Origin of the sequence: Enterobacter sp. HSTU-ASh6, from assembly GCF_026319105.1 — a bacterium.
Classification (GTDB): Bacteria; Pseudomonadota; Gammaproteobacteria; order Enterobacterales; family Enterobacteriaceae; genus Enterobacter; species Enterobacter sichuanensis.
The window spans coordinates 20,513-33,084 of the sequence record NZ_WSPD01000014.1; the positions used below are offsets into that span (position 1 = coordinate 20,513).

Sequence of the window (12,572 nt, forward strand, 5' to 3'; positions counted from 1 at the left end):
TGAAATCCGCTTTTTTACTGCGCAAAATTTGTCTCTGTCCCTGCTAACGAGTAGACTTCGTGCCCTTGTCTGAAATCGGAGAAATACCCATGAGCGAAACGGCCACCTGGCAGCCGAGCGCATCCATCCCTAATCTGCTAAAACGCGCTGCAATTATGACGGAGATCCGCCGTTTCTTTGCCGACCGTGGAGTCCTTGAGGTGGAAACGCCGTGCATGAGTCAGGCAACGGTAACGGATATTCATCTGGTCCCGTTTGAAACCCGTTTTGTTGGTCCTGGCCACTCTCAGGGCATGAATTTGTATCTGATGACCAGCCCGGAGTATCACATGAAGCGCCTGCTGGCGGCGGGATGTGGTCCGGTGTATCAGCTGTGCCGCAGCTTCCGTAATGAAGAGATGGGGCGCCACCACAATCCGGAATTCACCATGCTGGAGTGGTACCGCCCGCATTATGATATGTACCGCCTGATGAACGAGGTGGACGATCTGCTGCAGCAGGTGCTGGACTGTTCCGAGGCGGAAACGCTCTCTTATCAGCAGGCTTTCCAGCGTTATCTGGAAATCGATCCGTTATCGGCGGACAAAACTCAGCTGCGCGAAGTGGCGGCAAAGCTCGATCTGAGCAACGTGGCAGATACCGAAGAAGATCGCGACACGCTGCTGCAGCTGTTGTTCACCTTTGGCGTTGAACCTCAGATTGGCAAAGATCGTCCAACGTTTGTCTATCACTTTCCGGCAAGCCAGGCCTCGCTGGCGCAGATCAGCACCGAAGATCACCGCGTGGCAGAGCGTTTTGAGGTCTATTACAAAGGCATTGAGCTGGCGAATGGTTTCCACGAACTGACTGACGCACGCGAGCAGCAGCAGCGTTTCGAGCAGGATAACCGCAAGCGTGCCGCGCGCGGCCTGCCGCAGCAGCCCATCGATACTCACCTGCTGGAGGCGTTAAAAGCAGGCCTGCCGGATTGTTCCGGCGTGGCGCTGGGTGTGGATCGTCTGGTAATGCTGGCGCTGGGTGCGGAGCAGCTTGGCGATGTGATTGCGTTTACCGTCGATCGCGCCTGACGGCATTTGACCCTCTCCTATGGGAGAGGGTTGCTCCGCTTATCTTACACACTCCCCGCCGGGCGTTTACGCGCCGCAGAGGTTAAGGTTCTTCCCGTTTTCCGCCCGTCCAGGCTTTCCAGTCGCATCTGGAACGGTGGGAACGGCATATCAATACCGTGTTCGCGGAAGCCTGCCAGAATCAGCTGGTGGATCTCATGGCGCAGCGGCATGCGGTGCCCCATTTCGGCGGCGTAAATACGCAGCTCGAAAATCTGGATCCCCTGCTGAAGATCGACCAGGAACACTTCCGGTGCCGGGTTATCGAGCACCAGGGTGCAGCGTTCAGCGGCGGTGTAAAGAAGCTGGGTCACTTCTTCACTGTTGGCATCCGACGGTGCCGGCACGGTCAGCACCACACGCGTGACGGAATCTGACAGCGACCAGTTGATAAACTGCTCGGTGATAAACGCCTTGTTTGGCACGATGATCTCTTTCCGATCCCAGTCGCTGATCGTCGTGGCGCGGGTGTTGATCTTCGTTACGCTACCGGTCAGGTCACGGATCGTGACCGTATCGCCAATACGAATCGGTTTTTCAAACAGGATGATCAGGCCGGAAACAAAGTTTGCGAAAATCTCCTGCATACCAAAACCAAGACCAAACGTCAGCGCGGCGACCAGCCATTGCAATTTAGACCACTCAATACCTATCATCGAGAACCCAACCATCCCGCCAAAGAGCAGAATCAGGTATTTCGTGATGGTGGTAATGGCGTAACCCGTGCCCGGGGTTAAATCCAGATGCTGCAATAGCGCCAGCTCCAGCAGCGCCGGGAAGTTACGTACCAGCTGGGTCGTGATGATCAACACCAGAATGGCGATCAGCACCGCCCCTAAGGTAATGGGCTCCAGGCTCTCTACGCCCTGCACCGTAGAGGTCACGTCCCACAGCGAGATGTTCTCCAGGAAGCCAAACGCGGAGTGGATCTCCGACCACAGGAAGATCACCGACAGGAGGGCAACCAGCATCAGGATGGAGCGCACCAGACGAAGAGACTGGGTGCTGATGGCATCCAGATCCAGTTCAACCTCGTCCGCATCCATCGTGCCTTCGGTGCTGTTGACATGGTTGGGCTCGTCTTCACCCCGCGCTCGCTGGGCGAGGATCTCTGCCCGGCGGTGCTTGGCGCGGTCAAATGCCAGGCGGCGGCGCTGGATCAGCATCCCACGGCGGATCACGTGATAAACCACCAGCAGCAGGAACCAGATGGCGACCGAGGTTTCCAGTCGCGCCAGCAGCGCCTGCGAGGTCGCCAGGTAACCCACGGCCGCTGCCAGCATGGCAATCAGAGGCGCGCAAAGGAGCAGGTTCCACAGCATGCGGTTGAACATATTGTCGCCGCTGCCGGTTTTATCCAGATAAAGCGGTATACCGGCGCGTTTCAGACTGAGCGTGACAATGGCCAGCGCCCCGCAGATCAGCATAAAGCAGAGGCGTCCCAGCGAGCCCGAGAACTCCCGGTCGTTGAGATTATCGAACATGATGAGCGCCATAATCAGCGGCACAATCAGCCCAATGCTCATCAGGTAGTAGCGCATGGCGCGCGCCACGCGGTTACGCGGCCAGCCAAAGTGAGCGATGAACAGACCATTGGGCCGCGCAAACGTGGCGCAAATCATCACCACCCACAGCAGAGGGACGGTGGCGGTCACGCCATCGCCAATCGCGACCGCGAGCGGGTAGGGCCAGGCTTCCCGCAGGCCGTATCCGAGCGTCATCCACAGCACCGGCAGCGGTGAGGCGACGAGTATTGACCAGAACACGGTGCGCAACGTCAGCCAGAAGTGATCCTGGGTCACCTTACCTACCCGGGCGCTGGAGCGCTCCAGGAAGCGGGTAAAGTGCCTGCGCGAGTAAATGCTGAAGCCCACCAGAATTAATGCGCCCAGCAGCGGGAAGATGGTCTCTTTGCTGGTGAGCATCATCACGCTGGCTTTTCCAAGCTGGCTGAAGGTATCCAGCGAGATCAGACGGCGCAGATCCTGGACAACTTCAATGGGCCACGAGAAGGTCATCGGGCGTACGTCAGAGGTCCAGAAGAGATAACGGTGGGTGGCCTCGTTCACCTCTTTCAGCGCATCTTCCAGCTGACTGTTGGAGACTTTCAGCTTGGTCAGTTCCAGAATCAGCGTATCCCCACCCTGCAGCAGGGAGTTCAGCAGCTCGCGCTGGGTCCGCAGCTGGGCTTCCAGAATGCGGTTTTGCTCGCTGGTGAGCGGCTGTCCATCAGCCTGACGGATCTGGCGGATTTGCGGCTGTTTATTGAGAAGATCTTCAAAATGCAGACGCTGAACGCGCAGCTGAGCCATCTCGGTATCCAGCTGCTGCGGCTTCGGCATCTCCGGCAGGCGCGCGACCTGGGCGCGTAACGCCTCGCCCAGCAGATTTGATGACCCCAGCCACTGAGACTGCTCGCGCAGGGTGTTGAGCGCCTGGCGCACCTGAAGCGTTTGATTGGTGGCCTGGCGCTGTTGGGAAGCCACCAGATCCATACGCTGCGCCTGTTGATTCAGTGCGGCAGAAAGCTCGCGGTTGACCTTAAACTGTTGAACGATGCCGGCAGGAAGATTATCGCTGTTTTCCGCCAGCAGTTCGGTGCTCTCCAGTGCGCGCTCCGCTTCACGCTGGCGCTGGCTGTTAAGCTGATTGCGCAGGGCCTGTAGATACGCGTCCAGTTGCTCGCTCTGCTTCTGAGCGAGCTCAGAGCGCATCCGCGACAGCTCCTGACGGTTATTGGCGGAGAGTTGCGCCAGCTCCAGCTCATCGACAAGGGCCTTCAGACGAGCCGATTCAGCCTGCAGGCCCAGATTTTGGGCCTGAGCTTGTGGCGTATTGCCGCTTTGCGTACCAATGCGACGTTCAACTTCATTAAGCTGGCGGCGGGCGTCGGTTTGCTGTTGCGGAAGCTGGCTGAGGGAGTCGGCAATTTCACGCGCTCTCTCCTGTTCCTGCTGGGCAAGGCGGCTCTTCTCCAGAAGCTGGCTGCTGACCTGCAGGATCTCCTGGTTCAGGGCATCGGAGGTCATGCCGGCGGGTACATCGCGCGGTTCATCACGCAAGTTCGCGAGCTGCGTGCGCAGCGTCTGCGAGAGTTTGGGGAAGTTGTCGATAACCTGCTGATACTGCTGAGCGCGCTCAAGAGAGCCTTTCCGCTCTTCAAGCGCGTTCAGTGCGGACTGGAGTGACTCAACGGTCTCAGGCTGAGCGGGTTTTGCCGCTTTTGCCTGCTCCAGCTCCTGGGTTATCTGTTTGGCGTCGGGGGCTGTCGCTGCGTACGCCCCCATGCTGAGGCACCAGGCCATCAGTAGAACGATAATCGGGCGCACGTCAGCGATCCTTCTGTTGTTAGCCTTCGTCTTTTTTGTCGTCAACCAGCGGGCTGGCGTCATGTTCGGCCTTGATCTCTGCTTCTGGCAGCGGTGCAGGCTCTGCATCCGGCGTCACGAAGGTTTCAGTAGAGATGGCCAGCGGCTGGCCCAGTTTAGTGACCGACAGGCTTTCGAGCTGTTCAGCCAGTTTCACTTTACCCGGCGCAAACAGGTTGATAACGGTTGAGCCCAGCTTAAAGCGGCCCATCTCCTGGCCTTTCAGCAGTGCCACGGAGCCTTCTTCTTCACCGGCAGGCCAGGTCCAGCGTTTGATCACGCCTTCACGTGGCGGCGTAATGGTGCCAGCCCAGACGGTTTCGATGCTGCCGACAATGGTCGCACCCACCAGAATCTGCGCCATCGGACCAAATTCAGTATCGAACAGGCAGATGACGCGCTCGTTACGGGCAAACAGGTTCGGGACGTTTTGCGCGGTCAGGTGGTTTACAGAGAACAGGTCGCCCGGGACGTAAATCATTTCACGCAGGATACCGTTACACGGCATGTGCACGCGGTGGTAGTCGCGCGGTGACAGGTAGGTGGTGGCAAACGTACCGTTACGGAACAGATCCGCCATCAGGTAGTTACCCGCCAGCAGCGCTTCCAGGCTGTAATTATGGCCCTTCGCCTGCAGAATTTTGTCGTCTTCGATATCACCCAGCTGGCTAATCACGCCGTCTGCTGGCATCACCAGGACGTTAGGGTCGGTGTTTACCGGGCGTACATCGTCACGCAGCGGGCGCACGAAAAACTCGTTAAAGGTGCGGTAGCTGGCGGTATCCGGCTTCTGCGCCTCTTTCATATCAACCTTGTAATATTTCACGAAAAGGTCGATGACCAGTTTGGTCAGCCAGCCTGCGCGTTTGCTTGCGCCCCAGCCCGCCAGGCGAGTGAGCCACAGTTTTGGCAGAATGTATTGAAGCGAAAGTTTAAATGCGTTTAACAAGGTAGCCTCCAGGCCATTGTTTTGTCGTTCCTGATCCGGCGTTATACCGCCGGAACCTGAAAAAAGGGGGACGATTTTAGCGATGCTTAGCTTAGTTGTCAGTTATCAGTATCAGAAAAGTTTTTACGCGTTTTTACCTGATCCATGCTCTCAAGAATACGGTGGTAGTTCTCGAAGCGAGTCTGGGCGATTTCACCGTTCTCAACCGCTTCACGGATAGCGCAGCCCGGGTCGTTATCGTGTTTACAGTCGCGGTACTTGCAAGCACCTAAATAATCATGGAATTCGACAAATCCGTTGAAGATTTGTTCCGGTTCAAGGTGCCATAAGCCGAACTCACGTACGCCCGGGGAGTCGATGACATCGCCACCGTGCGGGAAGTGATAAAGGCGCGACGCGGTGGTGGTGTGCTGGCCCAGGCCCGAGACGTCTGACACATCGTTGGTGAGGATCTCTTGCTGGAGGCCAAGCAGGTTGTTCAGCAGGCTCGATTTGCCCACGCCGGACTGGCCCGCAAAGATGCTGATGCGATCGGTAAGCGCCTCTTCCAGCGGTTTCAGGCCATCTTTGGTATAGCTGGAGACCATCAGGACGCGGTAGCCAATCTTGCGATAGATATCCATCTGTTCGTTGACGAACGCCATGCCTTCGTCGTCCAGCAGATCGATTTTGTTCAGCACGATGATCGGTTCAACCTGCAGCGTTTCGCAGGCGACGAGGTAACGGTCGATTATATTGAGCGAAAGTTCAGGCAAAATCGCCGATACGATAACGATCTGGTTAATGTTGGCGGCAATTGGTTTCACCCCGTCGTAGAAATCGGGACGGGTTAATACGGACGTGCGCTCGTGAACCGCTTCAACAATACCTTTTACCGTCACGCCTTCCGCGGCCTCTTTACCCGGCCGCCAGACCACGCGATCGCCGGTCACCAGAGAACGAATGGTCCGGCGGATGTTGCAGCGGTGGATCTCACCATCGGCGGATTCCACGTCGGCGTGCATACCGAAACGGCTGATGACTACGCCTTCCGTCGGGTCGCCAAACAGGTTGTCGTCGTAATCGACCTTCTCCGAAGTGGTTTTAAGACGGCGCTGGTGATTGGCATTCACACGACGCTGCTGCCCTTTGGAGAGTTTATTTTTACTCAATCGCACTGGCTCCTGGTCGCCCGTAAGGGGCAAAACCTCTATGATACACTCTAATTAATACTAGTTAACCTGCTACTGCCGGTTATGCGAGAAGGGTGGAAAATAACATGAGCGCGGATGAAAACAACCTGATTTGGATCGACCTTGAAATGACCGGGCTGGATCCCGAGCGCGATCGCATCATTGAGATAGCAACCCTGGTGACCGACGCCAACCTCAATATCCTGGCGGAAGGGCCAACCATTGCGGTGCATCAGTCAGACGATCAGCTTGCGTTGATGGATGAGTGGAACGTGCGTACCCATACCGGCAGTGGTCTGGTAGAACGCGTGAAGGCGAGCACCCTGGGTGACCGCGAGGCGGAGCTGGCGACGCTGGCGTTTCTGAAACAGTGGGTACCGGCAGGTAAATCGCCTATCTGCGGTAATAGTATCGGCCAGGATCGCCGTTTCCTGTTTAAGTACATGCCGGAGCTGGAGTCGTACTTCCACTACCGTTATCTGGATGTCAGCACCCTGAAAGAGCTGGCGCGTCGCTGGAAACCTGAAATCCTCGATGGCTTTAAAAAGCAGGGGACGCACCAGGCGATGGACGATATCCGCGAGTCCGTGGCGGAGCTTGCTTACTATCGCGAAAACTTTATTAAGCTGTGATTTTGAGAACCGGCGCCTTGCGTGGCCGGCTGTTTGTCGTTAAATTGTTCAGCTTGCCGATTAAATAAGCATTTGAACTGAATTTCAAAAAAATCGCTTTCAGGGGGGTTGCAGCTAAAAGGATTTCTCGTATAATGCGCCTCCCGTAACGACAGAGAATTACGCGTTACGACAGCAACAAAAGCAGTACAGATTTGCGGGAATAGCTCAGTTGGTAGAGCACGACCTTGCCAAGGTCGGGGTCGCGAGTTCGAGTCTCGTTTCCCGCTCCAAAATTTGAAAGTGCTTCCACAGCACGGACCACCCAAGCGGGAATAGCTCAGTTGGTAGAGCACGACCTTGCCAAGGTCGGGGTCGCGAGTTCGAGTCTCGTTTCCCGCTCCAAAATTTGAAAGTGCTTCCACAGCACGGACCACCCAAGCGGGAATAGCTCAGTTGGTAGAGCACGACCTTGCCAAGGTCGGGGTCGCGAGTTCGAGTCTCGTTTCCCGCTCCAAAATTTGAAAGTGCTTCCACAGCACGGACCACCCAAGCGGGAATAGCTCAGTTGGTAGAGCACGACCTTGCCAAGGTCGGGGTCGCGAGTTCGAGTCTCGTTTCCCGCTCCAAATTCTTCTTCGTCTCCAAAATATCCACAGCGAATAACCTCGTTGAGGACGTTTTCTATTGCATCTGAAATACTCTTGTAAACAGAGTTATCCACAGAAACTGCGCTTTAGCGGAACCGGTCTAAAAGTTAGCAGGGTGAATAGTATCTTTTTAATGCATTGTATTTTAAGGATAAATTTTCATTTCAAAATGTTATCGAGATCACTTGATCTCTTCTCAAGCCCAGATGGCGCTTGAGTTTTTATTTTTATTCACAGGCTGTGAATATATCACGCATCCCGCGTAAGCCCTTTTTCGATCACCCTCACCAGCCGCTGTTTCTGAGGAAGCTGCACCTCCACCACGCAGGCATTACGCTTCTCAATTTGCTGCGCAATCGCCCAGTCTATGTGTTCATCAAGAAGTGGGTGCTCACCTCTACGGCTTTCCAGCGCCCGGATATTCGCTTCATCCCACGGGGCATTGCCCAGCGCCACGGCAACATTTCGCAGCCAGCGCAGATGGCCGATACGGCGGATGGCCGACCCTTCCGTCACTTTCAGGAACCAGGCTTCGGTCCAGGCAAACAGTTCAATGAGCTGCGGGGCATGCAGCGCCTTACGCGGGCTGAAATCCTCTTCATCCGTGAGCTGCGAATAGCGGTTCCACGGGCAAATGAGCTGGCAGTCGTCACAGCCGTAGATCCGGTTCCCGATAAGCGGTCGAAATTCTTCCGGGATCGCCCCTTCCAGTTCGATGGTGAGGTAGGAGATACAGCGGCGTGCATCAACGGTGTAGGGCTCGACGATGGCACCTGTCGGGCAGATGGTCATACAGGCCACGCAGCGCCCACAGCCTTCCTCGACCGGACCGTCTACCGGCAGCGGTAAATCAATCAGCAATTCTCCCAGGAAGAAGAACGAACCGGCGTCGCGGCTAAGGATAAGTGAGTGCTTACCTGTCCAGCCAAGCCCGGCTTTTTCAGCGATCGGGCGCTCAAGAATGGGCGCAGAATCGACAAAGGGTCTAAAATTCAGCGAAACACAGTGCTGCTGAATAGTCTCCCCGAGTTTTTTTAAGCGGTTACGCAAGAGCTTGTGGTAATCACGCCCCAGGGCGTACCGGCTGACGTAACCCAGTGAGGGATTTTTGAGCGTGCGCGCAAACGCCGCGTTGGCGGGCAGGTAGTTCATGCGCACGCTGATGACCCGTAACGTGCCCGGCAAAAGCTCGTGTGGACGGGCGCGCATCATGCCATGACGCGCCATCCATTCCATTTCGCCGTGGTATTGTTTATCCAGCCAGGCCTGCAGTTTCGGCTCGCTGGCGGAGAGGTCGGTATCGGTAATACCTACCTTCTGGAAGCCGAGCTCAGCACCCCACTGTTTAATTTTTTGCGCTAACTGATTGAGATCGAGGGGCTGTGACATGACGGACCATACGGTGAAGAAAAACCCCGCAAGTATACCACATTCCATCTGGCATGCGGACGCGCTCCGGCATGCCGAAAAAGAGGCGGCTGACAGTCTCGGTATCACCCTTTATGAACTGATGCAGCGGGCAGGCGAGGCGGCGTTTAACGTTGCCCGCAGCGCGTACCCGCATGCTGCACACTGGCTGATAATGTGCGGGCACGGCAATAACGGCGGTGACGGTTACGTGGTTGCCCGTCTTGCAGTGGCTGCGGGGATCCGCGTGACGTTGCTGGCACTCGAAAGTGATAAACCGTTGCCGGAAGAGGCCAGCGCGGCGCGGGAGGCATGGCTGAACGCAGGCGGCGTGATTCATGCGCCGGATATCGTCTGGCCAGAGGATGTTGATCTGATTGTTGATGGTCTGCTGGGCACCGGCCTGCGCAGCGCGCCTCGCGAAAACATTGCTGCGCTCATTACACACGCCAACCGGCACGCCGCGCCGGTGGTCGCGCTGGATATTCCGTCGGGTCTGCTCGCACAAACGGGAGCGACGCCGGGGGCGGTGATTCAGGCTGCGCACACGGTGACCTTCATTGCCCTGAAACCGGGTTTGCTGACCGGCAAAGCACGGGATGTGGTCGGCGTGTTGCACCACCATGCGCTGGGGCTGGAGAGTTGGCTGGCAGGACAGGAAATGCGCATCGCGCGTTTTGATGCGTCTCACCTTGCTGCGTGGCTTCCGCCCCGACGCCCGACGTCCCATAAAGGCGATCACGGCAAGCTGGTGATAGTGGGGGGCGATCACGGTACGGCGGGCGCTATCCGCATGGCCGGTGAAGCGGCATTACGAAGCGGTGCAGGTTTAGTGCGAGTGCTCACTCGCGTTGAGAATATTGCGCCGATAATCACCGCCCGACCGGAGCTGATGGTCCATGAGCTTACGCTCCAGACCCTTGAAGAAAGCCTGGAATGGGCGGATGTGGTCGTCATTGGACCCGGTCTTGGACAGCAGGCGTGGGGTAAACAGGCCCTGCAAAAGGTCGAGAATTTTCGTAAACCGATGCTGTGGGATGCCGACGCGCTGAACCTTCTGGCAATCAATCCGGATAAGCGTCACAATCGCATTCTGACGCCACACCCCGGCGAAGCCGCGCGCCTGCTTAACTGCAGCGTGGCAGAAATTGAAAGCGATCGCTTACTTTCTGCTCAGCGTCTGGTAAAACGTTACGGAGGTGTTGCCGTTTTGAAAGGGGCAGGAACCGTTGTCGCCAGTGATGAGGCTCAGAGCATTATCGATGCCGGAAACGCGGGCATGGCGAGCGGCGGCATGGGCGATGTGCTTTCCGGTATCATTGGCGCATTGCTTGGACAGAAACTTCCCCTTTATGATGCAGCCTGCGCGGGCTGCGTGGCCCACGGTGCCGCGGCAGATAAACTGGCTGCGCGTTACGGTACACGCGGTATGCTGGCCACCGATCTCTTTTGCACGCTGCGGCGTGTGGTTAACCCGGATGTGATTGACGTAGAAAATGACTAATCGAGCGATTCCTTTACCTGATGAACAAGCCACTTTAGATCTCGGCAAGCGCGTGGCGCAGGCCTGTCAGGGGGCAACCGTCATTTATCTGTATGGTGATTTAGGGGCGGGTAAAACCACCTTCAGCCGGGGTTTCTTGCAGGCGTTAGGGCATAACGGGAATGTGAAAAGCCCAACCTACACGCTGGTAGAGCCGTACACCCTTGAAAATCTCATGGTGTACCACTTCGATTTATACCGCCTTGCGGATCCTGAGGAGCTGGAATTTATGGGGATCCGTGATTATTTTGCCAATGATGCCATCTGCCTGGTGGAGTGGCCGCAACAAGGTGCGGGTGTCCTGCCTGACCCGGATGTCGAAATTCACTTAGATTACCAGGCACAAGGGCGTGAGGCTCGCATCAGTGCGGTTTCCTCATCAGGCAGTTCCTTACTGGCGCGTCTGGCCGGTTAAGCGTAGGGATGACGGGATGATAAATCGCGTTAAAAATTGGTTGCTGGCTGCCACGGTACTACTGTGCGCGCAGGCCGGGGCGGCAAACCTCTCCGATATTCAGGTCTCGAACGGCGAAAGCCAGGCCCGGATCACATTCAGCTTTATGGGCGATCCTGAATATGCATTTTCACAGCCAGACAGCCACAGCGTGGCGCTGGATATCAAACAGACCGGCGTGATCCAGGGATTACCGCTGCAGTTCAGCGGTAACAATCTGGTGAAAAGTATTCGCTCGGGCACGCCAAAAGATAGTCAGTCATTGCGTCTGGTGGTCGATTTGACCGAAAAGGGCAAAACGAAGGCGGTGAAGCAGCAAAACGGTGCGAACTATACGGTGGTGTTTACCATCAATGCAGACGTGCCGCCGCCTCCACCGCTGCCGGTTGTCGCGAAACGCGTGGAAGCGCCGGTGTATACCCCGCGTCCTTCAGAACCGGCGCGTAATCCCTTCAAAACAGACAGCGACCGCATAACCAGCGTCACCAGCAGCAATACTGTTACGCGTCCTGCGGCCAGCGCACGCCGCGTGGTCAGCGGTGACAAAGTGATTATTGCCATTGATGCGGGGCACGGCGGTCAGGATCCTGGCGCGATTGGCCCGGGTGGTACGCAGGAAAAAAATGTCACTATCGCGGTTGCCCGCAAGCTCAGGGCGCTGTTAAACGACGACCCGATGTTTAAAGGCGTGCTCACCCGTGACGGCGACTATTTTATCTCAGTGATGGGCCGCTCAGACGTGGCGCGTAAGCAGAATGCCAATTTCCTGGTCTCCATTCACGCCGATGCCGCACCAAACCGTAACGCGACGGGCGCATCGGTATGGGTACTGTCGAACCGCCGGGCAAACAGTGAAATGGCCAACTGGCTTGAAGAGCACGAGAAACAGTCTGAACTGTTAGGCGGTGCCGGGGATGTGCTGGCTAACAGCCAGTCTGACCCGTATCTCAGCCAGGCCGTGCTGGATTTACAGTTCGGTCATTCCCAGCGCGTCGGGTATGATGTTGCCACTAACGTACTGAACCAGTTGCAGGGCATCGGGGCATTGCACAAGCGCCGTCCGGAGCATGCAAGCCTCGGGGTTCTGCGTTCGCCGGATATTCCTTCGATCCTCGTGGAAACCGGCTTTATCAGCAATAACAGTGAAGAACGCTTGCTGGGCAGCGACAGCTATCAGCAACAGCTTGCCGAAGCGATTTATAACGGTCTGCGTAAATACTTCGAGGCTCATCCGCTGCAGTCCGCGCCGCAGGGCGGAGCTGCCCAGACGGCAAGTGCCGCGCTGCCGGGTGAGATGACCGCGACAAACTAA

The 12,572-nt window shown here is 56.7% G+C and carries 9 protein-coding genes and 4 tRNA genes; 9 read left to right on the forward strand and 4 right to left on the reverse strand.

What is annotated here, in order from left to right:
- Window positions 1-89 precede the first annotated feature (89 nt).
- Window positions 90-1,067 (forward strand): elongation factor P--(R)-beta-lysine ligase, encoded by a 978-nt coding sequence (epmA, locus tag GM298_RS16705; protein WP_025758243.1) that lies wholly within the window; start codon window positions 90-92, stop codon window positions 1,065-1,067.
- 44 nt (window positions 1,068-1,111) lie between these two features.
- Here epmA and mscM read toward each other — a convergent pair whose 3' ends face one another.
- From mscM to rsgA, 3 genes are all read right to left on the reverse strand, one after another.
- A complete protein-coding gene (gene mscM, locus GM298_RS16710; protein ID WP_025758244.1) occupies window positions 1,112-4,435 on the reverse strand; it encodes a miniconductance mechanosensitive channel MscM in 3,324 nt (1,107 codons plus the stop codon).
- A 19-nt stretch (window positions 4,436-4,454) separates the two neighbouring features.
- The gene (gene asd / locus GM298_RS16715; RefSeq protein ID WP_045286605.1) at window positions 4,455-5,423 is read right to left on the reverse strand and encodes an archaetidylserine decarboxylase; all 969 of its coding nucleotides are present in this window, start codon (window positions 5,421-5,423) and stop codon (window positions 4,455-4,457) included.
- Window positions 5,424-5,521: 98 nt separating this feature from the next.
- Window positions 5,522-6,574, reverse strand: a complete 1,053-nt coding sequence (gene rsgA / locus GM298_RS16720) for a small ribosomal subunit biogenesis GTPase RsgA (protein WP_176472200.1) — start codon at window positions 6,572-6,574, stop codon at window positions 5,522-5,524.
- 107 nt (window positions 6,575-6,681) lie between these two features.
- Here rsgA and orn point away from each other — a divergent pair, with 107 nt between their 5' ends.
- The 5 genes from orn (at window position 6,682) to GM298_RS16745 (ending at window position 7,835) form a co-directional block, all read left to right on the forward strand.
- The gene (gene orn / locus GM298_RS16725) at window positions 6,682-7,227 is read left to right on the forward strand and encodes an oligoribonuclease (RefSeq protein ID WP_025758248.1); all 546 of its coding nucleotides are present in this window, start codon (window positions 6,682-6,684) and stop codon (window positions 7,225-7,227) included.
- 196 nt (window positions 7,228-7,423) lie between these two features.
- Window positions 7,424-7,499 (forward strand) — tRNA-Gly (locus GM298_RS16730).
- Window positions 7,500-7,535: 36 nt separating this feature from the next.
- Window positions 7,536-7,611, forward strand: a tRNA-Gly gene (locus GM298_RS16735).
- Between the two features lie 36 nt (window positions 7,612-7,647).
- A tRNA-Gly gene (locus tag GM298_RS16740) sits at window positions 7,648-7,723 on the forward strand.
- 36 nt (window positions 7,724-7,759) lie between these two features.
- Window positions 7,760-7,835 (forward strand) — tRNA-Gly (locus GM298_RS16745).
- Between the two features lie 270 nt (window positions 7,836-8,105).
- Here the strand turns inward: GM298_RS16745 and queG are convergent.
- Window positions 8,106-9,245 (reverse strand): tRNA epoxyqueuosine(34) reductase QueG, encoded by a 1,140-nt coding sequence (queG, locus tag GM298_RS16750; RefSeq protein WP_045284410.1) that lies wholly within the window; start codon window positions 9,243-9,245, stop codon window positions 8,106-8,108.
- On the opposite strand from queG, the gene nnr reads away from it, so the two are divergent.
- Genes nnr through amiB form a run of 3 tightly spaced genes read left to right on the forward strand, consistent with a single transcriptional unit; the run spans window position 9,244 to window position 12,572 of the window.
- The gene (gene nnr / locus GM298_RS16755) at window positions 9,244-10,767 is read left to right on the forward strand and encodes a bifunctional ADP-dependent NAD(P)H-hydrate dehydratase/NAD(P)H-hydrate epimerase (RefSeq protein WP_266154629.1); all 1,524 of its coding nucleotides are present in this window, start codon (window positions 9,244-9,246) and stop codon (window positions 10,765-10,767) included. The two genes, queG and nnr, sit on opposite strands and share 2 nt — an antisense overlap.
- A complete protein-coding gene (tsaE, locus tag GM298_RS16760; RefSeq protein WP_008502923.1) occupies window positions 10,760-11,221 on the forward strand; it encodes a tRNA (adenosine(37)-N6)-threonylcarbamoyltransferase complex ATPase subunit type 1 TsaE in 462 nt (153 codons plus the stop codon). Before nnr ends, tsaE begins: the two co-directional genes overlap by 8 nt.
- Before the next feature lie 16 nt (window positions 11,222-11,237).
- Window positions 11,238-12,572, forward strand: a complete 1,335-nt coding sequence (amiB, locus tag GM298_RS16765) for an N-acetylmuramoyl-L-alanine amidase AmiB (protein ID WP_266154631.1) — start codon at window positions 11,238-11,240, stop codon at window positions 12,570-12,572.

Bases quoted from the DNA above. Each gene is read 5' to 3' on its own strand.
- nnr (WP_266154629.1), top strand. From the start codon at position 9,244: ATGACGGACCATACGGTGAAGAAAAACCCCGCAAGTATACCACATTCC.
- epmA (WP_025758243.1), top strand. From the start codon at position 90: ATGAGCGAAACGGCCACCTGGCAGCCGAGCGCATCCATCCCTAATCTG.
- queG (WP_045284410.1), bottom strand. From the start codon at position 9,245: ATGTCACAGCCCCTCGATCTCAATCAGTTAGCGCAAAAAATTAAACAG.
- tsaE (WP_008502923.1), top strand. From the start codon at position 10,760: ATGACTAATCGAGCGATTCCTTTACCTGATGAACAAGCCACTTTAGAT.
- orn (WP_025758248.1), top strand. From the start codon at position 6,682: ATGAGCGCGGATGAAAACAACCTGATTTGGATCGACCTTGAAATGACC.
- amiB (WP_266154631.1), top strand. From the start codon at position 11,238: ATGATAAATCGCGTTAAAAATTGGTTGCTGGCTGCCACGGTACTACTG.